Genomic DNA, 26,677 nt, shown 5'->3' with positions numbered 1-26,677 from the left:
CAGTCAGTTACTGTAGAGCGTGAATCAATGCTGGGCAAATTTTTTCGCAAGCCAGAATTAGAAAATAGCGATCGCGTCCCTCCGGGTCAATACCTCGCCAACGGGTTTCCCGTGCTGACCTACGGCGATACACCCTCCGTCAGTATTGAGAGTTGGGAATTTAAAGTCTGGGGATTGGCAAAACCCAAAACCTTCACTTGGTCGGACTTCCAGGCGATGCCCCAAAGTAACTTTACTGCGGATTTTCACTGCGTCACCCGGTGGTCAAAACTCGACGTGCAGTGGACGGGAGTCAAAGTCACAGATTTTATGAACTACATAGAAGTCAATCCGAAAGCTCTGCACGTCCTGGAACACTGCTACGGCGGCTACACTACTAATATTGCGATCGCCGACTTCCTCCGAGAAGAAAACTTTTTCGCCCACACCGTCTTCGGCGAACCTCTATCCGCAGACCACGGCGGCCCCATGCGACTCGTAGTTCCCCACTTGTACGCTTGGAAAAGCGCTAAATGGATTAACGGCCTGGAGTTTACAGAAACCGAAGAACTCGGTTTTTGGGAACGCAACGGCTATCACCAGCGGGGCGAACCTTGGGCAGAGGAACGCTACAGCGGTCTGTTTTGATGCGGGCGATCGGGAGCAAGGACTCGGCCACAGCTTCTCTATACAATCTTTGTTGAGGGGCAATCCGGTCTTTTACCGCTTCAATCTGCAGAAATTGCATCTCCTCGATCGCCTCTTTGGGATATCTCACGCCACGGGATCTATTGAATTCAACCAAAATACGTAGACCCAACGATCGCATTTTGTAGGTAATTTACCCGATAGATAAACTACTTTAACTCCCCTATACAAGTCCCAAAAAACAAATATTCCCAGTTTCTGGTTAATAGAAAACTCCTTTAACTATCAGTACACACGAATTTTACCGTATTTATACTTAAGTGTTGGCTGTTGAGGATTTAGACTTCAGAATATAATAAAAAATTAGCAAAAGCCCGCTCTAAATCACTTGGGCTTACCCGCGCTCCCATGCCCGCACCTGCAAGGTTTCAAGCCACAATTTTTATAATTATTGGGTGTGTATTTTTAGGGAGCGATCGCCCGCGAGCCGAGGCGAGAGACAGAATTTGTGAAGGTTATGTAAAGGCTTGATAAAGAATGTGTCAAACTTTACCTAAAGTGCCCCAAATACAAAAAAAGTATCGCATAATGAAATTATTAAGACTCTCGCACAAAAGGAACAGGTTATGAATACCAAACTATTATCCGCCCTCACAGCTACCGCAGCCGCCACAGCTCTGTTTGGCGCCGGAGCTCCAGCTCAAGCCGCCTCCTTTGGTACCAACGGGATCACATTCGGACAAAATCAAGATGTCCAATTTAAATTCAACGAATCTCACGGCGCCTTCACTTCCTCTTTGGCAATTTACGAAGTGAACGGCTTCGGACTGACCCACGTTGTTAACCTGTTTTCCGAAACTAAATCCTCAGACAACGGTGGCGCTAGCGACTGGAAAGGAACATTAGGCAATACAGTCTTGGGTTCAGGCTCAGCAGTCTTCACATTCCTGGCCAATAAAGTTTACACCTTGGGACTATCAAGCGATAACGGCATGGTCTACTCGACATCGGGGCTGAACCTGAATGTCGCCCCTACCGGCAGCCAGCAAACAATATTTGGCCCGTCATCCTCCCTGTGGGGCGAGCTCGACAAAGAAACAACTGCCACATTCCAAGCAGCCGGACAATTCACAAACGGATTGGGTTCTCTGTTTAACGGAGGCACGCTAATTGGCTTCGACGATCGCGGTAACGGCAGCGACGCAGACTTCCAAGACTTCACAGTGACTGCAGAAGCAGTTCCAGAACCGATGACAATGACTGGTTTGGCTCTCGGTTTGGGTGGCTTGGTTGCAGCGCGCCGCCGCCGCGCTAGCAAGACTACTTCCTGATATTTTTCAACCGGAACAATCTCCCCAATTACGTTTGACAAAATAAAATTCAATTAGGAGGCGCGCTAATGAGAAATAGGCTCGCCTTTTGCTTGATTGGAAAAGTCAGAAGGGAGAAGTCAGAGGGAAGTTCGACCACGCCGCAGTGTACGGGATTTAACAGATTTAACTGAGGGATGTGGAGGGAACAAGTCAAGAGTGAAGAAGTCCGACGGGAGAAACAGGATTTTTCCCACTCTCCGACTATCCCACTCTCCCCCTCTCCCAACTCAAAATTCAAAACTCACTCACGGTAAAGTGTTTGATCGTACAAAGTCACCGCTACGGATTGAAGAATTTTAATGTCCGCCCGGACGCACGCTACTTTAATCGCCACCACAACCACGGTTTTTGTCCGTCGCACCTGTGCTTGTTCCCGCAGCTTCCAATAGGGGACAATAAGATGCAAAGAACCTTGGTTAATGCCTGAAGTATCAACTTTTGGAGTTGTTTGGGACAAAACGCCTTCGACTTCGGAAATAGCTTTAACCAAGGTTTTAATTGCTCAGGAAGGCCGATCTCGTAGGCTAAAATTAAACGCCGGTTGGTTCGCCTGTGTGGAATAATTGTTAGTACCCGCACTGAATTGGTAAATACGATCGCCTTCGGCACCATAACTCGCTCTCCCCGATCGCTAATAATTTGAGTTGAACGCCGCAAAATCTTTTCAACAGTACCTTCAAAGCCTTCTACAATCATCCGATCGCCTACTTGAAACGGTTCGTGCAACAGCAACAATATTTCCCCTAAAAAGTATTTGAAGATTTCTTGGAACGCGAAACTAATCGCTACTGAACCAAGTCCTAACCAACTGATGATATCTGCAGGCCGCCAAGCTGGGAACGCAATCACGCAGGCGCTCAAACTGCCAGCAGCCCAAGTGAGAGTGTCAAATAATTCCAGAACGCCACGCTAACACAAAAGATTGAGCTCGATCGGCCCACAGGAATGTTTGACTCTCACTGTGGGGGTGACTCCATCGACTCGTTCGCTAATCATTAAAACACAATCAAAATTTAAGATTAGCAGCGCCGAGCCCGAGCGAGTAAAATCACAGCACTTGCCCGCCGATGACTTAATCTGCTAAAACTAACAAAGTTTGATGATTTCTGAGAAATAACATACATGGTTGCTACATCCGTCAAGATTAAACACGAAGTCAAAGACTTGTCCCTCGCCCCCTTGGGAAAGCAACGCATCGAGTGGGCCGGCCGGGAAATGCCCGTTTTGCGGCAAATTCAAGAACGCTTCGCTAAAGAAAAGCCTTTCGCTGGCATTCGCTTGGCTGCTTGCTGCCACGTAACCACAGAAACCGCTCATTTGGCGATCGCCATCAAACTCGGCGGTGGCGACGCCGTACTGATCGCCAGCAACCCCTTGAGCACTCAAGATGACGTAGCGGCTTGCTTAGTTGAAGACTACGGCATTTCCGTCTTCGCCCTCAAAGGAGAAGACGCGGCTACCTACGAACGTCACGTCTACACAGCCCTAGACCACCGCCCCAATATTATCATCGACGACGGCAGCGACGTGGTAGCCGCACTGATCCAGCACCGCCCGGACCAAATTTCCGACTTAATCGGAACTACCGAAGAAACTACCACAGGCATCGTGCGCCTGCGGGCCATGTTGAAAGACGGCGTGCTGACTTTCCCCGCAATGAACGTCAACGACGCCGACACCAAGCACTTCTTTGACAACCGCTACGGCACGGGTCAATCTACGCTAGACGGCATTATCCGCGCTACCAATATTTTGTTAGCCGGTAAAAATATTGTGGTTGCAGGTTACGGTTGGTGCGGCAAAGGCACGGCACTGCGCGCCCGCGGTATGGGTGCTAACGTAATTGTCACCGAAATCGATCCGATTCGGGCGATCGAAGCAGTGATGGACGGTTTCCGCGTCATGCCGATGGACGAAGCAGCAACAGTCGGAGATATATTCATTACCGTTACCGGCAACAAACACGTCATTCGTGCCGAACATTTCGAGACAATGAAAGACGGCGCAATTGTTTGCAATTCCGGTCACTTCGACATTGAAATTGACCTCAAATCCCTGGGCGCAAAAAGCACCGACGTGAAAACGGTCCGGTCTTTCACTCAAGAATATCACCTCAATAATGGCAAGTCGGTTATTGTATTGGGCGAAGGTCGTTTGATCAACTTGGCAGCAGCCGAAGGACACCCCAGCGCCGTGATGGATATGAGCTTTGCTAACCAAGCTTTAGCCTGCGAATATCTGGTTACGAACAAAGGCAAACTAGAGCCTGGTATTCACTCAATCCCCGTGGAAGTTGACAAAGAAATTGCCCGTCTCAAATTGGAAGCAATGGGTATTCACATTGATACCTTGACGGCCGAACAAATTGAGTACACAAACTCTTGGACTTCGGGTACTTAATCATCGTTTATCGTTCCCACGCTGTGCCGGGGAATGAATACAAGGAGGCTCTGCCTCCCTCATGGGGAGTCGAGGCAGAGCCTCTAGATATGCGTTCCCAGGCAGAGTTTAGGAACGAGCCATGACTAATGACTACTGACTTCTTCTTACCAAATTATTAAATCAAAATGGTTGAATGGATAACTAACACAATGCAGTCGATGGGCTATCTCGGAATTGGCCTGTTGATGTTTTTAGAAAATCTTTTCCCGCCCATACCCTCAGAATTGATTATGCCGCTGGCAGGATTCACGGCATCAAAGGGTGATGATATGCAGTTAGCGCCGGCGATCGCAGCAGGAGTAATTGGTACAATTCTGGGCGCGCTTCCCTGGTACTATGCGGGTAAGTTATTGAGCGAAGAACGCTTGAGGAATTTAGCCGACAAATACGGCAAGTGGATCACAGTATCCGGCGCTGATATTGACAAAGCAAATAGATGGTTTAACAGACACGGCAACAAAGCCGTGTTTTTGTGTCGCCTCGTACCGGGAGTTCGCACCCTGATTTCCCTGCCCGCTGGCATCAATAATATGCCTTTAATTCCTTTTTTACTATACTCAACAGGAGGCACTCTTTTATGGGTAAGTTTCCTGACTTTTGCCGGATATAAACTAGGGGAAAATTATACCGTTGTAGAGGATTATCTGGGCCCGGTTTCCAAAATAGTTGTGGTGATTATTGTCATTTGGTTTATATTGTGGGTTGTGAAGAAGAATATGCAGAAGGAAAAATATCGCAAATAAATGCAAATTTTGTGAAAATAATCGGCGTTTATTTGCGTTCATCGGCGGCTACAATAACCATTTTGACCCCGCCCAAAAACGGATACAACTTTCCCACAGGAGTCGTGTTCAGCCAAAAATTTTAGACTAAGGTTCAACCTCCCAGATTCATCGGTGGAGTAAATCTAAAATCTAAAATCCAGTGACTTCTTTCCAGTATATTCTCAACCGTAGCGCTGAAAGATAGAGAGGGAGATTTGATAGAAACTTCTGCTATCTTTGCTACTTTTTTAAATTAACTTTTAAATTGGTGATTGCCCAAAAGTCACAGTGACGGGCAGCCGATCGCCCAAAAATCCAACTTAAATTTATACAAATATTTAAGATTGGTTGAGGTTTAGGCAGATAATCGTGGCAAAATAGGGAACATTCCTATCCGCGCTGTTAAGATATGTACGAAAAGATTGTAGCCCCGACAACAGGTTCTAAAATTACTTTCAAAGACGGTTTGCCGATCGTCCCCAATGACCCGATTATTCCCTTCATTCGCGGCGACGGTACCGGCGTTGACTTGTGGCCAGCATCCCAGAAAGTCATGGATGCTGCGGTAGAAAAGGCTTACGGTGGCGATCGAAAAATCAACTGGTTTAAAATCTATGTAGGCGACGAAGCCTGCGATGTCTATGGTACTTACCAATATCTGCCCCAGGATTCCTTAAACGCCATCAAAGAATACGGAGTCGCCATCAAAGGGCCGCTGACAACGCCGGTAGGGGGCGGCATTCGATCGCTAAACGTAGCTTTGCGGCAAATCTTCGACCTTTACGCCTGCGTGCGGCCCTGCAAATATTATGCTGGAACACCATCGCTACACAAAACTCCTGAACTCCTAGATGTAATTATTTACCGGGAAAATACAGAAGATATTTACCTCGGAATTGAATGGGCCAAAGGCAGCGAAATCGGCAAAAAATTGATTGAATTCCTCAATAATGAGTTAATTCCAGCAACACCAGAACATGGCAAAAAACAAATTCGCCTCGATTCTGGAATCGGCATTAAACCCATTAGCAAAACAGGTTCTCAGCGTTTAGTACGGCGCGCCCTTACCCACGCTTTACGGTTGCCAAAAGATAAGCAGCAAGTGACTTTGGTGCACAAAGGCAACATCATGAAATATACTGAAGGAGCTTTCCGAGATTGGGGTTATGAATTAGCAACCACCGAATTTCGAGAACTGTGCGTAACGGAAAGAGAGTCTTGGATTCTGGGCAACAAAGAAAAAAATCCAGACATTACCTTAGAAGATAATGCTCGCCAAATAGACCCGGGATACGATGCTTTGACCCCAGAAAAACAAGCCAAAATTCGTCAAGAAGTAGCCGACGTTCTGTTTGCAATTTGGGAGAGTCACGGCAGCGGTCAGTGGAAAGAAAAAATCATGGTCAACGACCGAATTGCTGACAGTATTTTCCAACAAATTCAAACCAGACCGGCCGAGTATTCGATTTTGGCGACAATGAATCTGAACGGGGATTATTTATCCGATGCAGCCGCCGCCATTGTGGGTGGATTGGGTATGGGCCCTGGTGCGAATATTGGTGATGAATGTGCAGTTTTTGAGGCGACTCACGGCACTGCACCGAAACACGCTGGTTTGGATAAAGTCAATCCCGGTTCCCTGATTTTGTCCGGGGTGATGATGTTAGAATACATGGGATGGCAGGAAGCAGCAGACTTGATTAAGAAGGGTTTGGGAGCGGCAATTTCTAACGGTGAAGTTACTTACGATTTGGCGAGGTTGATGGAGCCGCCGGTGCCTGAGTTGAAGTGTTCGGAGTTTGCTGAGGCGATTATTAAGCATTTCGCGGATTGAGTTTGAGGGCTTTTTTTGAACGGGCTAGAAGCCCGTTCCACAACCAGTAAACTTGCTTTGTGGGGTGGGCTTCTAGCCCGCCCGCTGTTTATTAAGAACGGGCTAGAAGCCCGTTCCACAAAAGTCAACTTGCTTGTGGGGTGTCCCGCCCTCCCGAAAATACAATTTAGATGGGGGGTTTATAATGATGGAACAGCCATTCCGCGCTCAACTGCGGGACGCTTCTGCAAGGTTTCTACCCAACGTTTAAGGTGGGGATGATTGTCGAGGCTTAATCCTTGAAATTCGTAAATAGCAACCCAGGGATAGGTAGCAATGTCGGCGATAGAATAGTCGCCGCAGATATATTCATATTTTGCTAGTTGAGTGTCTAATACTCCGTAGAGGCGCAAGGTTTCTTTTTCGTAGCGCCCAATCGCATAGGGAATTTGTTCGGGTGCAAAGCGTTTGAAGTGGTTTAGCTGACCAAACATCGGGCCGACGCTGGCCATTTGAAACATCAGCCACTCTATAACTTGAAAGTATTTTTGTTTGTCTGTGGGCAGAAATCTGCCGCTTTTTTCGGCAAGATAGATTAGAATAGCGCCGGACTCGAAGACGGTGATGCCGTTATCTCGATCGACTATCGCCGGAATTTTGCTGTTGGGGTTGATTGCGATGAACTCTGGGCTAAATTGGTCGTTTTTTGTGATGTCGATGACGTGCACGTTGTAGGGTAAACCTATTTCTTCGAGCATGATCGAGACTTTGCGACCGTTCGGGGTGGTAAAAGTGTAGAGGTCAATCATAGTTGTGATGTTAAGTTGAAAGTTGGCAAGGCAGGAAATAACCCGATATATTATCACAATTTGGACGACAATTGCGGATTTTCGCTTTCTTGTGTTAAAATTATATTCTAATAATATAAGAATAACGATCGCTCGAAATGGACATTATTGAAATTCTCAAAGACGATTATCAAAGATTTCCCGATAATCAGACTTACAGCATCTATGCAAAAGATGTTTATTTTGAGGATCCGGTGAATCGATTTACAGGAGTCGATCGCTACCGCAAAATGATCGGGTTTATGGGGACTTTTTTTCAGGATGTAAATCTCGATTTGCACGGGATTTCGCAGTCGGGAGATACTATAGACACTCGCTGGACTCTGAGCTGGATCGCACCGCTACCTTGGAAGCCGAAAATGGCGATCGCCGGTAGGAGCGAACTGAAAGTCAACAGTGACGGTTTAATTGTTTCTCACATCGATTACTGGGACTGTTCGCGGTTGGATGTGCTCAAACAGCTTGTATTTCCTCTGAAAACTAATGTTTGAGAATTTTTGTTAGGTTTTTTAGCAATAAAAAATAGTGTTTGAAGAGCGAGATCCCTTTTTTAACCGCCGATTTTAGCAGATAAACACAGATGAACGCTGATGGATTTTTATTTGTTGCAATTGATATCTGAGATAAATAATTTTAACTGATCTTGACTTTGCAGCAATTTCGTGAGTCACAGGAAAGGCGCTGTGTTCAGCGGTGGGCGATCGCCAAAATTAAGCGCCCACTAAATTAATCTCTGTTACAGAACGTTACAATAAAGAAGTAAAGAATTTTCAGGCGAGCTAAACAATCAATGCGCTTAATATTAATGACCGGAAAAGGCGGCGTCGGCAAAACCTCTGTAGCCGCTGCGACTGGGCTGCGCTGTGCCGAATTGGGATACAAAACCCTAGTGCTGAGTACAGATCCCGCTCACTCCTTAGCTGACAGCTTTGACATGGAACTCGGACACGATTCGCGGCTGGTGAAACCGAATTTGTGGGGAGCAGAATTAGACGCTCTCAGGGAATTAGAAGGCAATTGGGGAGCAGTTAAGCGCTACATTACTCAAGTTTTGCGAGCGCAGGGACTCGAAGGAGTGCAAGCTGAAGAATTGGCAATTTTGCCAGGAATGGATGAAATCTTCGGTTTAGTGCGAATGAAGCGGCATTACGACGAAGGCGAATTTGATGTTTTAATTATCGATTCGGCTCCGACGGGCACAGCATTGAGACTGCTAAGTTTGCCGGAAGTTGGCGGCTGGTACATGAGAAAATTTTACAAACCGCTGCAAGGCATATCAGCCGCCCTTCGGCCTTTAGTTGAACCTATTTTTAGACCAATTGCGGGTTTTTCTTTACCAGACAAAGAGGTGATGGATGCACCTTACGAATTTTACGAACAAATTGAAGCTTTGGAAAAGGTTTTAACTGACAATACCGTGACTTCGGTAAGGTTAGTTACCAATCCCGAAAAAATGGTAATTAAAGAGTCTCTGCGGGCTCATGCCTATTTGAGTTTGTACAATGTAGCCACAGATTTAGTAGTAGCTAACCGGATTATTCCTGCAGAAGTAACTGACCCATTTTTCAAACGGTGGAAAGAAAGCCAGGAACAGTACCGTCAGGAAATTCACTCAGATTTCATGCCGCTGCCAGTTAAGGAGGTGCCACTTTATTCAGAAGAAATGTGCGGTTTGGCAGCTTTGGAACGGTTGAAAGAAACGCTTTACAAAGACGAAGATCCCAGTCAAGTTTATTACAAAGAAAATACGATTAAGATTGTGCAGGAAAACAATCAATATAGTCTTGAGCTGTATTTGCCCGGAATTGCTAAGGATCAGATCCAGTTGAGCAAAACGGGAGATGAGTTGAATGTTCGGATTGGGAATCACCGCCGTAATTTGGTGTTGCCGCAAGCTTTAGCGGCGCTGCAACCTTCGGGAGCGAAGATGGAGGATGATTATTTGAAGATTAAGTTTGCTTAACAGAACTTACGCAGGCACGCTATATGTAGTGTACCTGCGTAAGTCCTACCTCTCTGGAGGACATTGGGTGCAGTCTATGGGCGGTATCAACCATTACCAACTGCACGATCGAGTATTTCAAAGTCAACTAGATCGACTAACCCATAACCATCCTCAGAGAACCGATATTCTCCTCGTTCTAGTGCATCTGCAAAGGTTTCCAGATAAACTCGAAAACTAGGTGCAATAAGCCCTCTAGTAGCCTCCTGCCACTCTACAATAATGACTTGTCCAACATTTCCGCCTGCTGCTGGGGCTAAATCTACGCATTCGCAAGCACCATTGCCTTCCATTGTGAATGGAATCCAATTCTGGTTCCACCAACCGTTCCAGATTCCTTCAAAAATGTCGTCACGATCGCACCTAAAATTATCGTCTGAACAATCCTGCCATTTTTCAGATATTTCGATCGCGCTTTGGAGAGAGAGGAACTCCAAGTGGGGGAACAGGGAATAAGATTCTTCATCCTGACCGTTATGCACGCGGTAAGACAGCTTGAAATCTTCGGGAAACTCTACACCAAAGAATGCTTCTGCCCGATAAATCTCCTCATCAGTAGCGCCAGGTCTGAGAGTTTTCAGCACTTGAGGTGCATTGGCTGCCAGCCAATTATCAATTCTTTCCCAAATTATTTTCATGAGAAAACCTCCGAAGCTGGAAACTCAGTCTATGCGAGAGTTCAGAGGAAAGCGAGATAGCGGTCTTAACCGCCTAAAATTAAAGCGGGGTGCTGACTCTCTTTGCCTGCTACTTTTTATCGACTCTAACGATCGCTCCGGTGATTATAGCAATTCTAACCACGCTCAACTGCTTCAATCTGAACCTTTTGTCCATCTTCTTTTCCCTCCTCTGCGTCCTCTGCGGTTTGTTCACTCTTTCCTGCATTAAACTCAATCTTTTTCTGCTGACGTTCCGCCGCAGCTTTTTGCAGCATTTTCAACCTTTCTGGGTCAGCATTCGATCGCCAAAACAACTTATGATCCTTAATTTTAACGCAGTTTTCCTCTAAACACTTAACCCACTCCCGATGTTTCTTAACTGCGCCACTATCGAGAATGCCTAACTTTTCCTCTTGGCGGGTGAGTTTCGCAAACTTTTCGTAATGGGGATAATTAGGACTAACAAAAGCTTCTTTTCTCACTAAAATTGGCGGATTGTACAAATCTGAATAGTCTTGATAGCTGACAGAAAGGTCGCGCAAATGTATGTGCATAGCCGTGTGGAGGGCTGGATGCGGGTTAGTGTCAAAATCGGGATAAAATAAATAGGAAATTTGAGGTTTGCGAGCGTAAAATTTGATGATTGTGGCGCCGTCAAGTCTGCCAATTGTGCGGTTGGCGCAGCCTTCGTAGAGCCGGAGTAAAGGGTCTAGTTCTTCTAATGCAGAGACATGAACTGAAAGGGAACCGGGCTGTTTGTAGCCGATCGCACTATCTTCGCAGCAATCCGCAACAATATCAGGTTTGCTCAGACTATATAGCATTAAATCTGCCAAGGTGCAAGCTTTTTGATAATTGTCAAACAAACCTTTGATGTCATGGCGGATTTGAGCCGGGAGTCGGCGCATTGAAGGTCGATCGCCCAAACCGTTGAGAGCGAGATATACCAGCAAATCTTGGCGGCGCTTGTCGGCAATTTTCTCCCAATCATCCGCATCCGTTGCTTGCAAAATGACTCTCCAAGCGCGATTAAAACTGTGAAATTCCTCCTTAATCGCCGATTCTTCCGCTAGTTCGCCTTTAACTGGAAGCCGGCCCCGATCGCTCACAAAAGCCATCAAAGGAGCCAGCATTTCCGCATAATCCTCAAACCGCTTAACTTGCGATCGCACTCTGGGAGTCGATAAGTGCGATCGAAACCGAGAAGCGCGAAAACCTTCACCCTCCGCTGCATCCCGAAACACAAAATAAATCCCCAAAGCAACAGGAATTGCATCCACACTCAAAACTTGGTCAATATAAACCTTCAACTCTTCCTGTTCGTAATACTTTTGAAAAGTATTTCGAGAAGTAATCACCCCATCCCCATAAGCAATTTGACCTTGTTGGCGATCGTCAATCAAAACCTGAGCTGCTACCACTAATAATTTTTTAGTCAATCCCCAAGCATTCAGCAAAGCTTCTCGTCGTTCCGCCAAAGATTCAATGACATTAATCACATAACCAATATTCACAATATCAGCACAAATTCGCGGAGTATCCGGCTGATAGTATGGGTCCCAACCAGAAATAGCATAACCCTCTTGTGCAATATATTTAACATCCCCGCCGTAACCGCAACCGTAATCAAAAAAAGTCGCCCCGTCCATCGCTAAATCCGCTTCTAAAACCAGACGCAGGGGTTTAGAAAGGGAATTGCGTACCATTGCAGCTTTGTGCCGCTCGATCTTAGGAATTGATACCTCGCTATTCTCCTGTTTCAAACGCTCGACAACAGTATGATCTTGGATTTCTACACCGCAATATCCCAAATATTTGAGCCAACCCTCGCGAGTGCCGATAACGCTAGTATTGTCAAGCAGCCCCCACTTTTCCTCGCAGCGAGTCAGCCGCGCAAACTTTTCGTAATTGGGATAATCTGCAGCTACAAAAGTTTCCTTACGGTGCAAAACCGGGGGATTTTCGCTGTTGCTGTAATCGAAATATTTAACTTCCCCTGTTGCTAGATTAATTTGGAGGCTGGTTTGCAAAGCAGGATGAGCATCTGTATCGAAATCAGGGTAAAAAAGATAAGATATTTTAGGTTGATAAAGTGAAATTTTAACTAAAGTTGCTTCATCAATATTTTCGAGATTGCGTCTGGCACAATTTTCGTAGATTCCGAGGACAGGGTTGAGTGTCTGCAAAGCCGAAACGTGAACGTAAAAAGCCGTCGGTAATTTTTTTCCCACCTTGCTTTCCCGACAGCAGCGAGCCACTTTTGCTAGGAGATTGTCAACACATAAATTAGTTATTTCATCGCGCGGGGACGGCACAGCATTTACAGCCGAATCTTGCTCAGAGATAGCCTCATTTTCATACAATAAAACTTCCCGAGCAAAAATCATCAAAGGCGTTAGCCGTTTTTCATCATTTTCTAATGAATCGCTATCTAAAATAGTGTTTGTACTGGTATCGTAATTCATAGCTAAATTAATTATTTTTTTAATTAACCGCAGAGAACGCAGAGGAAACGGAGTAAAGAAACAAACAAAATTTTCGTAGAATTTCTATATGTAGGATGCACACTCCGTACCGTACCGCTTTATTTCTTAGTCTCTTAGAGAGGGACTTCGTTTTTGTAATGGGGCTTTTAATCGCCGACTAATATCGACTCCGAGCGAGTAAGATATTAACCAAACATTCGAGTTTCCACAAATTCTTGAACACGGGCTAAATGACTGGACAAACTCACTAATATGTTCTCAACCCTCTCAATATTTAACAATTCCCCCCCTGGTGGTTCAGATTGAAAGCCTCGCGCTTGATGCTCCAATTGTGCGGCCAAATCCGACATCAGAGCAACTCCCACATTAGCCGAAGTTCCCTTGAGACGGTGTGCTTGATATTCCACAGCTTGCCAATCTTTAGCTTCTACAGCTATTTTGGCAGCAGCCATATCAGCTTGGGCGTCTGCCACAAAAGCTTGCAAAAGCCGCTCGGGCAATTTAATATTAACTCGTCCGAGTTGCTCCAATCTGCTCTTGTCGAACAGTCCGTCGTAGTCTCTATGTTCCCAAGTTTGAAGTGCGATCGCCCTTGGTGCCTGCCCAGCCACAACCTGCGCTTTTTCCACAACTTCTGTATAATTTGTTGCTAATTGAGATTTATTTTCCGAATTAATACTTTTAACTCCATACTTATTTTCACCCTGAACATTTAGAGCTTCATACTTTTTCAGGGCCGCCGCCAAAGCATCTAAATCTACAGGTTTGCTGAGATAATCATCCATCCCCGCCGCCAGACACTTTTCTCGTTCCCCCGGCATAGCATGAGCAGTTAAAGCCATCACAAAAGTATGCCGATCGCTTCCTTCGATCTCCCTCAGCTTTTGCGCCGTTTTGTAACCGTCAAGTACCGGCATTTGACAGTCCATCAGCACTAAATCATAGCTTTTTTTTGCGAGCAACTCCAGCGCTTCTTGACCGTTGACCACGCAGTCAGCCTGATAGCCTAAAACTGCCAACTGTTCAACAAGAACTTGTTGATTGATCGGGTGGTCTTCCGCCACCAAAATTCTCAGCGATGACGGCGAATCGGAAGTAACATATTGAGAATTAACTGGTGGCAACTTGCAAGTATTAGCAGCCTCCACTCTCCCAAAATCTCCCGTTCCCTTCACCGGCGCAAGCATTGCCTCAAGCAGGTGGCTTGGCCGCACTGGCTCGATCAAATATCTGTTAAAGCCCTGACGGCAAAGCGATTCAGCCTTCGGCTGTTCCCGCAAAGCAGTCATGGCGATTAACGAACCAACTATAGAGGTCGATCGCACTTTCCTAGCAAATTCCTCCGCATCCAACTCCGGCATTTGCAAGTCCACAAGCACCACATCCCAGCTTTTTCCCCCCTCTCCCGAATTCTGAGAAATCCCGCCCAGGGCATTGTTCAACCAACTCAAAGCCTCAGCAGCAGTTTCTGCCTCGTCGCAGCGCGCACCCCAACTTTGAGCGAGCGATCGCACCGCTGCCCTCCTTAAAGCGCTTCCAGAGACTACTAACAGTTTCTTGCCCGCAACTTCAGGATCGTGAGGCTCAACTGGCAACTGTTTTTCCAAAGGTACAGTAAACCAAAAAGTCGAACCGCTGCCTAGCAAACTGCGAACTCCAATCTCGCCGGACATCATCTCCACTAACTGCTTGCAAATAGCCAACCCCAAACCCGTCCCGCCGTAAGGCCTAGTAGGAGAATCGTCTACCTGAGAAAAAGATTGGAACAGCTTTGTTTGCCCTTCTGCCGAAATTCCAATGCCAGTATCCCGCACCGAAAATAGCAATCTTGCTTCTTGTCTACCGTCTGCCCGTCGGTTGCCCTGTTTCACAGTTACGTGAACTAGAACTTGACCGCGATCGGTAAATTTTATCGCATTACCCGTCAAATTCAGCAAAACTTGCTTCAATCTGCCCGAGTCGCCCACCAACTTCCTCGGCACCGAGCTGTCAACTAAAATATTCAATTCAATACCTTTTTCTTCGGCCAAATGCGCTACCATTTCTATCACCGACTCAACGCACCTATCCAAGTCAAAATTACCCTTTTCCAGCCGCATTTCTCCAGCTTCAATCTTAGAGAAATCGAGGATATCATTAATAACGTTCAGCAAATGTTCAGCACTGCGGTAAATAGTCTGAGCGCAATCCCGCTGTTTCGGTTCCAGTGGAGCGCGCAGCAGCAACTGAGCCATTGCCAAAACCCCATTCATCGGAGTGCGAATTTCGTGACTCATGTTGGCCAAGAATTGCGACTTCACCCGGCTCGCTTCTAAGGCAGTTTCCCGCCCTTCCACCAACTCATTAATCTTGTCGGCAACCATCACAATTCCCCCGACTTTCTCGTCTGGATCGTACCAAGGGTGAGCCGCCCACCGCAGGTACAGAACAGATCCGTCTGCTCGTTCCCAGGCATCTTCGCTCACAGAAACTACCTGACCTTTGAGCGCTTGTTGGTACATTACTTTCCAGCGATTCGGCGTATCTGGAAACAATTCGTAATGGCTGAGATTATTCAGGGACGGCAAGTCCAAATTAAATTGACTAACCCATTTTTTAGAGTTAGCCATATAGCGCATTTGTGTATCGAACATCGCCATTGCTACAGGCACGCAAGTAATAATTTGTCTCAGTTGCTGCCGTTCCCTTTCCAGAGCATCTTCCGCCTGTTTCCGCTCAGTAATGTCGCTAATCATACCGGCCATCCGCAGCGGTTTTCCTTGGGAATTCCGTTGAGCTTTTCCCTGAGAAGTGCAGTAGCGGTAAAGACCGTTCGAGTGTAGCAGCCGGAATTCTACATTATAGTCTATTTCTTGTTCCAAGTGAGCGGCGATCGCCGCGACGATTCCCTCCTTGTCATCGGGGTGCAGGCGGTTGTATAGAGCGTCCATAGTCCTGCCAAATTGCTTTCGCGACAAACCGATAATTTCCAAAAGGCGATCGTTCCAATAAACCTCATTTTTACTTAAATCCCAATCCCAAATTCCGTCGTTCACTCCCTCTAAAACTAACCTGTATCGTTCTTCACTTTCCTTGAGTTTTTGACTGGTATGAAACGCCTGAAATTCTGCGCGGTAAACGCGCATGGCATTGGACAAACTGCGGGACAAACTTTCGGGAGAAAGCTTATTTTTAGCAATATAATCAGAAGCTCCTGCCTTCATCAATTCCACAGCGATTTGTTCGTCGCCTTGACCTGTGAGCACAATTAAGGGAACTTTCAGCCCAGCTTCTCGTAGATGTTTTACCAAACTCAGTCCGTCTCCGTCCGGCAATCCGTAGTCTAGCAATACGCAGTCAAATTTGCACTCAAATATTTGATTTAATAACAGCCCCTTTTCTGTCTCCTCAACCTCCCTTAAAGGTTGAGATTTATTGTGTTTGGAGAGTTTTGCGGTAGCCTGGGTAGAATTTTTGCTAACCGAGAGTTTGGTCAGGGCATCCGCGCAGTCTTCTGCCTCAGTAACTTCTGCCGAAACACCAGCGGACTTGAGCGAGCGTTTGATCGCCATTCGATCGACTGCATCGTCATCAACTATCAGAATTGTGAGAATTTTGTCCATAACAACCGAATTGTGGATTACTCCGAAAAAGCTGCAGTCTGGAAAAAAGAATTAAAACAACTGCATTCCTGAAAAATCACCAAGCCACATTAAAAAATATATTTTTTATTAAATTTCCCCTATTTTAGGGAATTTCACTCAGCATCCAGTATCTGTTTAGGGTAGCCATCACTTCCACAAAGTTAGAAAAAGTAACAGGTTTAAGAATATAGCCAGCTACATTCAAATTATAAGCTTTTACTTTATCTCTATCTTCATTAGAAGTCGTGAGGACGATTACCGGAATCGACCTCAAACATTCATCCAGTCGCAATTCTTGCAAAAACTCGATCCCGCTCATTCTCGGCATATTCAAGTCCAGCAAAATCAACCGGCGCGCTTGAGGCATTGGAGGATCTATTTTTCCTTCTCCACGCAATATAGATAGAGCTTCTAATCCATTGGCAGCAATGTAGAGGGGGTTGACGATGTTATTTTTTTTGAATGCTCGCCGGACGTTCATCACATCAACCTCATCATCTTCTACCAAGAGAATATGAATTTTTTTGTCTTCCATAAATGAGCCACTTTGCAGATGTTTTTTAAGCGCCAGTCTCGTTGGCGAGGTTTAGCCCGCACGGATCGCGAACCCAGCAGGTTTAATCTCTATTGTCCTTTGTCAAGAATCATTTATGCCTGGGCCGCTCGCGGGATCTACCTGCAGGTGTACTCGCCCCTCATGCTCTGAGGGGCGCAGCCGAGATCCAAAAACTCGCCAATAACGCCCGATCGAGCTACGGTAAAATCTAAAACTCATCTACATTATTAATCGCCATGTCAGCCGATCGCAAACTCTACGAAGGCAAAGCCAAAATCCTCTACTCCACCGAAGACAGCGAAATTTTGCTGACCCACTTCAAAGACGACGCTACAGCCTTTAACGCCCAGAAACGCGGCAGCATCGTCGGCAAAGGCGAAATCAACTGCGCCGTATCCGCCCACCTGTTTCGGATGCTAGAAGCCAAAGGCATCCCCACCCACTTCATCGACACGCCGGCCCCCAACCAAATGCGAGTCTGTCGCGTCCAAATCTTGCCGTTGGAAGTCGTAGTCAGAAACATTGCCGCTGGCAGCCTTTGCAAGCAAACCGGACTCGCCCTCGGCACAATTATCAATCCGCCGCTGGTGGAGTTTTATTACAAAAACGACGATTTGGGAGACCCGCTGCTGACCCGCGACAGGCTGCTGCTAATGCAGCTAGCCACCCCCCAACAAGTAGACCAACTAGAAATCGCCGCCCGCGAAATTAACGAAATACTCAAAGAATTTTTCAGCCAGTGCGGCATCACCCTGGTAGACTTCAAACTAGAATTCGGTATCGACCAACATCAAAATCTGATCCTCGCCGACGAAATCAGTCCCGACACCTGCCGCCTCTGGGACAACGCAGAAGCCGACCCCGACGCCCGTGTTATGGACAAAGACCGATTCCGCCGCGACTTAGGATCGGTAGAAACCGCTTACCAACAAGTTCTCCAACGCGTTCTCGCTCAGAAAGTCTAGAGGCCTTGGTAATGCGCTAGAATTGCACAGTTTGTCACCCTTCTGCTTTCGATGTCAGCAATCAGCGGTCAACAGTCATCAATTAGCGGTCAGCGCGAAATTCAACCGACTTATATAACTAATGACTAATGACTAATGACTAATGACTAATGTGGTGTGTGGATTGCCCAAAAAAGTGAACAAAAATGCGTTTATCTGCTGTATTGGTGGCAGTTTTTACTGCCTCAGCAACATTCGGGTTATCAAATTCGGCAAGCGGCCAAACATCCTACTCTGAATCAGCAGAGGAAGCTTTGGCTGCCGTTCCGCCTGCCCCGTCGATCGAATTACCCGATCGCCCCATTCCAGAATTAACCCAAAACCCTCCTCAAAACCGCAAAGCCGCTAAAACCGGCAAAGGGGAAGCCCTAAAAATAGCTGAGGCCCCTGGCAGAGGAGAACCCAAGGACCAACCCCCAGATCGAGTCACAGAACCGCCTTCGCCGGTTTCACCTCTGATCCTTCAACTCAAACCCGAGCTAGCATCCAACCCCTCCTCCGCCTCTAGCAGCCAAAACGCCCTGCCAGAGGCGCAACAGGACAGCTCGCTCCCCCCCGAGGAATCGGCTGTAACGCCCGCCTGGATCGCAGCAGAGCTAGGGAAACCAGAGGAATCAGGGGCGATCGCTCAAAACGCCCAAGTTACCCCCAGACCGGCCCCGACGGGACCGCCGGCTAACACCGTTCCCCCATTACCCCCTGGCCCAGCACCGCAGCCCAGACAAACCCCCGCACCCGCCGGGGCGGCAGAACCGCAAGTGCTAGTTGCAGAAGTGACAGTCACCGGGGCGACGGACGAGCTGGAAAGCGAAATTTACCGAGTCATCAGCACCCAACCGGGACGCACGACCAACCGCAGCCAACTGCAACAAGACATCAACGCCATTTTTGCCACAGGCTTTTTCAGAAACGTGCGGGCAGTACCCGAAGACACCCCATTGGGCGTCCGGGTGACTTTTATTGTGCAGCCAAATCCGGTGCTGCGGGGAGTGACAATCACCGGTCAGCAAGTGCTGCCCCAAAGCGTAATTGACGAAAGCTTCCGCGATCAATACGGCAAAATTCTCAACCTCCGCCGCTTTGAGGAGGGAGTGAAAAAAATTAATGCGTGGTATCAAGAGAACGGCTATGTTTTGGGCCAAATCACTGATGCCCCGCAAGTAGGAGACGACGGCACAGTAACCCTGGTAGTGGCAGAAGGCCAGATCGAATCGGTTGATGTCCGCTTCCTGAACAAGGAGGGAGAGGCAACAGATGCCACGGGTCAGCCGATCGGAGGCAACACCCGTCGCTTTGTCGTCACCCGCGAAGTAGAACTCAAGCCCGGAGACATCTTTAACCGCACCAAGGCGGAAAGAGATTTGAGACGGGTGTTTGGTTTGGGAATTTTTGAAGACGTGCGACTTGCCTTGGAACCGGGAACGACTGACCCCCGCAAGGCAAGGGTAATTGTCAACGTCATCGAGAAAAATACCGGTTCTCTGGCGGCTGGTGCGGGTTTGAGTTCCGCGACGGGTTTGTTCGGTACGCTGAGTTACCAGCAGCAAAACTTGGGCGGTAGGAACCAGAAGTTGGGCGCTGAAGTACAAATCGGGGAACGCCAAAATCTGTTTGACCTGAGTTTTACTGACCCCTGGATTGCGGGCGATCCTTACCGGACTTCTTATACGATTAATGCGTTTAGAAGACGATCGATCAGCGTGATTTTTGACGGCGGCGAACGGGAAGTCAGATTGCCCAACGAGGATCGACCCCGCATCAATCGCACCGGTGCCGGCATCAATTTCACCCGTCCCCTGTCGCGCAATCCTTTTGCCGATGCTGAGTGGACAGCTTCAGTCGGCTTGCAGTACCAGCGAGTCTCAATTACCGATCGCAAAGGCAGGCGCGAATCCCGGGACGAACTCGGCAACCTGTTAAGTTTTAGCAATTCGGGTTCGGATGACTTGACAACATTGCAAGCAGGCGCTGTGCGCGATCGGCGCAACGACCCCCTCCGCCCCACTAGCGGTTCCCTGCTCAGGTTTGGGATGGAACAGTCGATTCCTGTAGGTTCCGGCAGCATCCTGTTAAACCGCCTGCGGGCCAGCTACAGCCTGTACCTACCAGTCAAGTACACTAACTTTACCCCCGGCCCTCAAACCCTGGCATTCAGTTTTAGAGGCGGCACCATATTCGGAGATTTGCCTCCCTACGAAGCCTTCGCCTTAGGCGGCGCCAACTCGGTGCGCGGATACGACGAAGGCGACCTGGGAGCTGGTCGCAGTTTCCTAGAAGCCAGCGTTGAGTACCGTTTCCCGATTATTTCGTTTATCGGCGGAGCGCTATTTTTGGATGCTGGCACCGACTTGGGCACGGGCAAAGATGTCCCGGGCGACCCTGCCGGTATCCGCGGAAAGCCGGGTAGCGGTTACGGTTACGGCCTCGGCGTGCGGATTCAATCTCCTTTAGGACCGATCCGGATCGATTACGGTATCAACGACACCGGCGACAATCAAATTCACTTTGGGATTGGCGAGCGGTTCTAATTAACGAAGAGTCATTAGTCAGTGGTCATTAGTCATTAGTTAGGAGTAATGGGTAATTGGTGATTGAACTGGTTCCCGGGCTCTGCTTGGGAACCGATGTCTAGAGGCTCTGCCTCGCGTGGCTAGGGGACTCTGACGCTCTTGCGTTTGCTAGAATCGTAGAGTACGCATTACCACCAACCCAATATGAATCCATTTTTTCCGATGCTGTTATTGCAATTTACTCAAATAGCAGAAACTAGCTCTTGTCATACTGTCGGACCGTCGGAGTTAATCGCGATCATTGCTCTAATGGGGGGACTTTTAACCTTTGCTGCTACAGCTAATGTGCCAGCTATGTTAATTACAATACCCGCCGTAGTAGCAAAGGTTCTAGGAGGTCTTGCAATTGGAGCTAGCATCACCTCGATAATAGTGCCATTCCAGTCACTTTTAGATATCGCGGCTGTGGTGGCTGTAGTCGAGGGCGTTAAGCACATCTTAGGATGTGGTTAAGGAGTTAACTACGGTTAACTTCCTTGTTCCTTCTTCCTTCTTCCAAATGACTATTCACACCCTAAAATCTGAATTTGAACTGTCGGGAATTGGTTTGCACAGCGGCGAACAAACTCGCGTCCGAGTTTTGCCTGCTGCTGTTGGAGAAGGTCGCTATTTTGTCAGAATTGACTTGTCGGCCGATCGCAGAATTCCTGCAACAGTTGAGGCGGTTTGTCAGACTGCACTTTCTACTGAACTGGCAAATGCTGCTGGCGATCGAATTCGCACTGTAGAGCATTTATTAGGCGCTTTGGCGGGGATGGGAGCGGATAATGCTCGAATAGAGGTTGATGGGCCGGAAGTGCCGCTGCTGGACGGTTCGGCTCTGGTTTGGGTAGAGGCGATCGCCCATACCGGCTTAGTTCCTCAAGAATCGAAGCAATACCCCACTTCCTCCTGCGTCCTAGAACAGCCTATTTGGGTGCGTCACGGGGATGCTTTTGCAGCGGCTTTACCCTCAGCCGAAACTCGATTTAGTTACGGAATTGATTTTGAGGAACAGGCGATCGGCAATCAATGGTACAGTTGGTCGCCAGAGGCAGAAAGTTTTGCGACGGCGATCGCCCCAGCCCGCACTTTTGGACTTGCTCGCCAAGTTGACCAATTGCGACAAGCAGGTTTGATCAAAGGTGGTACCCTAGAGAACGCCCTAGTTTGCGATCGATCCGGGTGGCTCAACCCGCCTTTGAGATTTACAAACGAACCGGTGCGCCATAAAATCCTAGACTTAGTAGGCGACCTCAGTCTGCTCGGAACTTGGCCAAAAGCTCACTACTTGGCTTACAAAGCCAGTCACAATCTGCACGTCCAACTCGCCCAAGCCCTGAAATCGGAAGCTCTAGCTACGCTAGATAAAAGTTAGGAAAAAACACGTGCTCTGTTAAGATTGCATATTCCTTCTGCCATACTACACTCAAAAGTCTTCAAGCAATGTCCACGCTGACTGAAGTTAACACCCTCAATACTGCGAATTCTGAATCCCTCCCCACTGAAAACGGTGAGGATTCTCCCGCGGTTAAATCTACTTTTACTCTCGAAGAAATTCAGAAATTCTTGCCTCATCGCTATCCTTTTGCACTGGTTGACAAGATTGTTGATTACGTGCCGTCGGAGAAGGCTATAGGAATTAAAAATGTGACTTTCAACGAACCACATTTTCAAGGGCATTTTCCCGGAAGGCCAATTATGCCTGGGGTATTAATTGTTGAAGCTATGGCTCAAGTTGGCGGTATTGTTCTCGCTCAGTTGCCCGACATCAAGCAAGGATTGTGGATGTTTACCGGAATCGATCAAGTGAAGTTTCGTCGTCAGGTTTTACCGGGCGATCAGTTGCGGATGACTGTAGAATTGCTGTGGGTAAAACGCCGCCGCTTCGCAAAAATGCAGGCTCTGGCTGAAGTAGACGGACAAAAAGTTTGTGAAGGAGAATTGACGTTTTCGATGGTAGATTAAATTGGGGAAGTGGTGAGGGCTTGCGGGTAATTGTGACTTGTGAGTTTTGAATTTAAATTAAAACTGCTAAGTGTTCGTCGGAACGACGCAATCTTAAAATTTCTAAAATTCCCTCTTCCTTCTTCCGTCTTCTGTCAACATCCATCCGTTAAATCCGTTCAATTCCTTACACTGCGCTTAGCCGAACTTCCTTCCCACTTACCAGCAAAAAAATTGACAAATGCTTACTTTGATTCACCCAACTGCTGTGATTCATCCCGGCGCTGAACTTCACCCGACTGTACAAGTGGGAGCTTATGCTGTAATTGGGGAAAGAGTGAAAATCGGGCCGGATACTAAGATTGGCGCTCATGCAATTATCGACGGGCTAACAGAAATAGGCGCTCGCAATCAAATTTTCCCCGGTGCGGCGATTGGTTTGGAACCTCAAGATTTGAAATACGAGGGTTCTCCGACTAGGGTGAAAATTGGCGACAGCAATCAAATTCGGGAATACGTGACAATTAACCGCGCTACTGGAGCCGGGGAAAGTACGACAATTGGCAATCATAATCTATTGATGGCTTATGTTCATGTGGGACACAATTGCGCGATCGCCGATCGAGTAATTATCGCCAATGCTGTAGCCTTAGCCGGACACGTTAAAATCGAGTCTCAAGCCCGCTTGAGCGGTGTTTTGGGCGTTCACCAGTTTGTCCACATCGGCCGCTTGTCTATGGTGGGCGGCTTGAGCAGGATCGATCGAGACGTACCTCCTTATATGCTAGTCGAAGGTAATCCTTCGAGAGTGCGAGCAATCAACAAAGTCGGTCTCCAACGCGCTGGTTTGACAGAAGAAGATTTGCTAGTTTTGAAGAAAACTTTTCGTATTTTATACCATTCTGGCTACACTCTCAATCAAGCTTTGGAACAGTTGGATTTGTTACCAGAAAACGCCCACTTGCAGCACCTGCGGAGATTTGTGCAGCAGTCTATAACCAAAGGGCGGCGCGGTTTGATTCCTGGCAAAAAGTAAATGAGGTAGAATAAACCTATTGTTTGTAGTAAGGACTTTAGTCCTTATTAGCTAAAAGTCGCGTCAGAGAGGACTGAAGTCCTCACTACAAACCAATGAGCAGTTAGCTGTAGGGTGTGTCAGTTTCAAGCCTTGACGCAGCTAAAAAAGTTTTGCTCCGGGGCACCTTACTGATGATATCGAGGATTTTATGAAAATTTTTATCAGCACTGGTGAGGTTTCTGGCGATTTGCAAGGAGCTTTGTTAGTTGCAGCCTTAAAACGTCACGCTGTCGCCGCTGGTTTTGAGCTAGAAATAACAGGATTGGGCGGCCCTCGTATGGCAGAAGCTGGGGCTACTATTTTAGGCGATACTGTGGGCATTGGTTCTATGGGCCTGATAGAATCAGTGCCGTATATCTGGCCAACGATCAAAGTTCAGCAAAAAGCTAAACAATATCTCAAAAACTTCCGCCCCGATGCTGTTGTATTGATTGATTATTTGACTCCAAATCTCGGTATTGGCAGCTATATCCGCCGCTGTTTGCCTGATTTGCCGGTGGTTTGGTACATCGCACCTCAAGAATGGGTTTGGTCGATTTCTCGTCGCAATACCGATCTGATTGTCAATATTAGCGACCAACTTTTGGCAATTTTCCCCGAAGAAGCTTGTTATTATCGAAAAAAAGGAGCCCAAGTGAGTTGGGTTGGTCATCCTTTGGTGGATAGAATGCAATCTGCGCCCAGCCGGGAAGTTGCCCGCAAAACTTTGGGAATTGGGCCGGAACAGGTGTCGATCGCCCTAATTCCCGCTTCCAGACACCAAGAACTGAAGTACCTGATGCCGGTTATATTTGAGGCAGCTCAAATTATTCAAGCTAAATTGCCGGAAGTTCATTTTTTGATTCCGCTTGCTAACAAAGCTTTCCGCAGCAAAATCGCACAGGCGATCGAGAATTACGGTTTGCGGGCTACTTTGTTAGAAAATCAAACTCTGGAAATCTTGGCTGCTGCCGATCTGGCGATCGCTAAATCTGGTACTGTTAATCTGGAGCTGGCTTTGCTCGACGTTCCGCAAGTTGTCGCCTACCGCGTCAGTCCGATTACGGCGATTATTGCTCGCCACGTGCTGAAATTTTCGATTCCTTTTATGTCTCCGCCGAATTTGGTGCAAATGAAGCCGATCGTCCCTGAGTTGCTGCAAGACGACGCTACTGCGGAAAATATAGTGAACCACGCACTGGAATTGCTGCAAAATGCCGATCGACGCCAGCAAACTTTGGCAGGTTATCGGGAAATGCGCGAAAGTCTCGGAGATGTGGGTGTGTGCGATCGGGCCGCTGCGGAAATAATGAAAAACGTCAAATTAAATACAGCTTCTTAAAGCAATTTTGGTATTGAAAGGTTATGTATAAACCCGGTTTCTTTGTAGATGGCTCCTTGACAAACCCCAGATTTATTGCCAGAAACGCGGTTAATTTCCTTAATTTATCTTAAAGCAACTTTGTTATTGAAATGTTATGCCAAGCAATCGGAAAAAGCGACCGATCGCTGTTGATTTATTTGCAGGCGCGGGCGGCATGACCCTGGGCTTTGAACAAGCAGGTTTTGATGTACTTGCCTCAGTCGAAATTGACCCAATTCACTGCGCCACACACCAGTTTAATTTCCCCCTGTGTTCTATTCTGTGCAAAGATGTCGCACAGCTTACGGGTTCGGAAATTAGGAAAAAATCGGCGATCGGGCGGCGCGAGATAGACGTAGTAATCAGCGGTTCGCCCTGTCAAGGATTCTCGATGATGGGAAAGCGCGATGTGGACGACCCGCGAAATTCTCTAATATTTCACTTTCAGCGCTTAGTTTTGGAGCTAAAACCCAAGTTTTTCGTAATGGAAAATGTTCCGGGAATTGCGTCAGGAGAACACAAAGAACTCCTGAATATTTTAATTAGCTCTTTCCTGGAAGCAGGCTATCAAGTAGAAGAAAACTATCAAGTTCTCAACGCGGTTCACTACGGAGTGCCGCAAGCTCGCAAACGCTTATTTCTGATTGGCTGCAAAAAAGATTATGAGCTGCCAAAATACCCTCAGCCAACTACTATACTGCCGAAAGTTAAAATTCCTAAACGCTATAAAAAAGTTAATTTACCTGCTGTCCCTACAGTTTGGGATGCGATCGGAGATTTGCCGGAAGTGGAAAAGTACAGCGAGTTGCTGCACCGAGATTGGGTGATGGCGGAGTACGGAAAGTGCAGCACTTATGCGAGTATAATGCGCGGAATGGATGGTTTGGATGATGATTATTCCTACGATCGCGAGTACGATCGGCAAATTCTCTCTTGTAGTTTGCGAACTCAACACTCTCTGGAATGTATAGAAAGATTTCATGCTGCTAAACACGGCGAAAAAGAGCCGATCAGCCGTTTTTATAAGCTTCATCCCCAGGGAGTTTGCAACACTCTCAGGGCTGGAACCGACCGGGCTAGGGGGGCTTATACTTCGCCGAGACCGATTCACCCGAGCACCCCTCGGTGCATTACTGTCAGGGAAGCTGCGCGACTGCATTCCTATCCTGACTGGTTTAGATTTCACGTTACAAAATGGCACGGTTTTCGCCAAGTCGGAAATTCTGTACCGCCCCTACTGGCGAAAGTTGTAGCAGCGCAGATTATTAGCGCTTTGGGCGTGACAGCAATTAAGCCGAGTCTCAAACTGACCTGGGGAAATGATTCGTTGCTTAAACTGAATTGGTCGGAAGCAGAACAATATTATCTAAAAAGTTAAGAGTTAGATTTAATTATCTCTAACGGGGAATTGGTGAGTAGTAATTAATAATACCAAATCCGGGTTAGCTACCCCCGTTATGATGGCAAAAAAAACTGCACTCATACCCAATCCGGGTTAGCCACCCCCGTTATGATGGCGATTGAGCGCCTCAAGTGCTCAATCGCCATCTGTGTGTTTGCGGCA

Annotated in this window: 21 protein-coding genes; 15 read left to right on the top strand and 6 right to left on the bottom strand. The window is 47.3% G+C overall.

Annotated elements, in window-relative coordinates:
- Positions 1 to 27: 27 nt before the first annotated feature.
- The gene (locus QUB14_RS11575) at positions 28 to 627 is read left to right on the top strand and encodes a sulfite oxidase-like oxidoreductase (RefSeq protein ID WP_333217088.1); all 600 of its coding nucleotides are present in this window, start codon (positions 28 to 30) and stop codon (positions 625 to 627) included.
- Positions 628 to 1,253: 626 nt separating this feature from the next.
- Positions 1,254 to 1,958, top strand: coding sequence for a PEP-CTERM sorting domain-containing protein (locus QUB14_RS11570; protein WP_333217086.1), 705 nt, complete (start codon positions 1,254 to 1,256; stop codon positions 1,956 to 1,958).
- 360 nt (positions 1,959 to 2,318) lie between these two features.
- Here QUB14_RS11570 and QUB14_RS11565 read toward each other — a convergent pair whose 3' ends face one another.
- Positions 2,319 to 2,849 (bottom strand): mechanosensitive ion channel domain-containing protein, encoded by a 531-nt coding sequence (locus QUB14_RS11565; protein WP_333217083.1) that lies wholly within the window; start codon positions 2,847 to 2,849, stop codon positions 2,319 to 2,321.
- A gap of 273 nt (positions 2,850 to 3,122) precedes the next feature.
- Between QUB14_RS11565 and ahcY the strand changes: the two genes are divergently transcribed.
- The 3 genes from ahcY to QUB14_RS11550 all read left to right on the top strand — a co-directional run bounded on the left by ahcY (position 3,123) and on the right by QUB14_RS11550 (position 7,040).
- Entirely contained in the window at positions 3,123 to 4,400 is a 1,278-nt protein-coding gene (gene ahcY / locus QUB14_RS11560; protein WP_190658315.1) for an adenosylhomocysteinase, read from the top strand.
- Between the two features lie 167 nt (positions 4,401 to 4,567).
- Positions 4,568 to 5,185, top strand: coding sequence for a DedA family protein (locus tag QUB14_RS11555; protein ID WP_190658317.1), 618 nt, complete (start codon positions 4,568 to 4,570; stop codon positions 5,183 to 5,185).
- A 430-nt stretch (positions 5,186 to 5,615) separates the two neighbouring features.
- On the top strand, positions 5,616 to 7,040 hold the full coding sequence (locus QUB14_RS11550; RefSeq protein ID WP_190658320.1) for an NADP-dependent isocitrate dehydrogenase: 1,425 nt from the start codon (positions 5,616 to 5,618) through the stop codon (positions 7,038 to 7,040).
- Positions 7,041 to 7,219: 179 nt separating this feature from the next.
- Here the strand turns inward: QUB14_RS11550 and QUB14_RS11545 are convergent, their stop codons facing one another.
- The gene (locus QUB14_RS11545) at positions 7,220 to 7,828 is read right to left on the bottom strand and encodes a glutathione S-transferase N-terminal domain-containing protein (protein WP_333217080.1); all 609 of its coding nucleotides are present in this window, start codon (positions 7,826 to 7,828) and stop codon (positions 7,220 to 7,222) included.
- A gap of 137 nt (positions 7,829 to 7,965) precedes the next feature.
- On the opposite strand from QUB14_RS11545, the gene QUB14_RS11540 reads away from it, so the two are divergent.
- Both QUB14_RS11540 and QUB14_RS11535 read left to right on the top strand, forming a co-directional pair.
- Positions 7,966 to 8,358, top strand: a complete 393-nt coding sequence (locus QUB14_RS11540) for a DUF2358 domain-containing protein (protein ID WP_333217078.1) — start codon at positions 7,966 to 7,968, stop codon at positions 8,356 to 8,358.
- Between the two features lie 299 nt (positions 8,359 to 8,657).
- Positions 8,658 to 9,830, top strand: a complete 1,173-nt coding sequence (locus QUB14_RS11535; protein WP_172188640.1) for a TRC40/GET3/ArsA family transport-energizing ATPase — start codon at positions 8,658 to 8,660, stop codon at positions 9,828 to 9,830.
- 86 nt (positions 9,831 to 9,916) lie between these two features.
- Here the strand turns inward: QUB14_RS11535 and QUB14_RS11530 are convergent, their stop codons facing one another.
- From QUB14_RS11530 to QUB14_RS11515, 4 genes are all read right to left on the bottom strand, one after another.
- Positions 9,917 to 10,507, bottom strand: a complete 591-nt coding sequence (locus QUB14_RS11530; protein ID WP_333217077.1) for an SMI1/KNR4 family protein — start codon at positions 10,505 to 10,507, stop codon at positions 9,917 to 9,919.
- 155 nt (positions 10,508 to 10,662) lie between these two features.
- Entirely contained in the window at positions 10,663 to 12,993 is a 2,331-nt protein-coding gene (locus QUB14_RS11525) for a DNA phosphorothioation-associated putative methyltransferase (protein WP_333217075.1), read from the bottom strand.
- A gap of 206 nt (positions 12,994 to 13,199) precedes the next feature.
- On the bottom strand, positions 13,200 to 16,616 hold the full coding sequence (locus QUB14_RS11520) for a response regulator (RefSeq protein WP_333217073.1): 3,417 nt from the start codon (positions 16,614 to 16,616) through the stop codon (positions 13,200 to 13,202).
- A gap of 124 nt (positions 16,617 to 16,740) precedes the next feature.
- The gene (locus QUB14_RS11515) at positions 16,741 to 17,172 is read right to left on the bottom strand and encodes a response regulator (protein ID WP_190658331.1); all 432 of its coding nucleotides are present in this window, start codon (positions 17,170 to 17,172) and stop codon (positions 16,741 to 16,743) included.
- A gap of 257 nt (positions 17,173 to 17,429) precedes the next feature.
- Between QUB14_RS11515 and purC the strand changes: the two genes are divergently transcribed.
- The 8 genes from purC (at position 17,430) to QUB14_RS11475 (ending at position 26,491) form a co-directional block, all read left to right on the top strand.
- Positions 17,430 to 18,158, top strand: a complete 729-nt coding sequence (purC, locus tag QUB14_RS11510) for a phosphoribosylaminoimidazolesuccinocarboxamide synthase (RefSeq protein WP_190658532.1) — start codon at positions 17,430 to 17,432, stop codon at positions 18,156 to 18,158.
- A 185-nt stretch (positions 18,159 to 18,343) separates the two neighbouring features.
- Positions 18,344 to 20,725, top strand: a complete 2,382-nt coding sequence (locus QUB14_RS11505; protein ID WP_333217070.1) for a BamA/TamA family outer membrane protein — start codon at positions 18,344 to 18,346, stop codon at positions 20,723 to 20,725.
- A gap of 186 nt (positions 20,726 to 20,911) precedes the next feature.
- Positions 20,912 to 21,220, top strand: a complete 309-nt coding sequence (locus QUB14_RS11500) for a hypothetical protein (RefSeq protein WP_333217068.1) — start codon at positions 20,912 to 20,914, stop codon at positions 21,218 to 21,220.
- Between the two features lie 46 nt (positions 21,221 to 21,266).
- On the top strand, positions 21,267 to 22,124 hold the full coding sequence (lpxC, locus tag QUB14_RS11495) for a UDP-3-O-acyl-N-acetylglucosamine deacetylase (protein WP_333217138.1): 858 nt from the start codon (positions 21,267 to 21,269) through the stop codon (positions 22,122 to 22,124).
- 68 nt (positions 22,125 to 22,192) lie between these two features.
- Positions 22,193 to 22,714, top strand: coding sequence for a 3-hydroxyacyl-ACP dehydratase FabZ (gene fabZ / locus QUB14_RS11490; protein WP_333217066.1), 522 nt, complete (start codon positions 22,193 to 22,195; stop codon positions 22,712 to 22,714).
- 220 nt (positions 22,715 to 22,934) lie between these two features.
- Positions 22,935 to 23,729, top strand: a complete 795-nt coding sequence (gene lpxA, locus QUB14_RS11485) for an acyl-ACP--UDP-N-acetylglucosamine O-acyltransferase (protein ID WP_190658339.1) — start codon at positions 22,935 to 22,937, stop codon at positions 23,727 to 23,729.
- Between the two features lie 190 nt (positions 23,730 to 23,919).
- Positions 23,920 to 25,092 (top strand): lipid-A-disaccharide synthase, encoded by a 1,173-nt coding sequence (gene lpxB, locus QUB14_RS11480; RefSeq protein WP_333217063.1) that lies wholly within the window; start codon positions 23,920 to 23,922, stop codon positions 25,090 to 25,092.
- Between the two features lie 136 nt (positions 25,093 to 25,228).
- A complete protein-coding gene (locus QUB14_RS11475) occupies positions 25,229 to 26,491 on the top strand; it encodes a DNA cytosine methyltransferase (protein ID WP_333217061.1) in 1,263 nt (420 codons plus the stop codon).
- Positions 26,492 to 26,677: the final 186 nt, after the last annotated feature.

Origin of the sequence: Microcoleus sp. B3-D2 (assembly GCF_036705345.1) — a bacterium.
Classification (GTDB): Bacteria; Cyanobacteriota; Cyanobacteriia; order Cyanobacteriales; family Microcoleaceae; genus Microcoleus.
The sequence above is the reverse complement of the archived record's forward strand: the minus strand, read 5'-3'. Positions and strand labels throughout refer to the sequence as shown.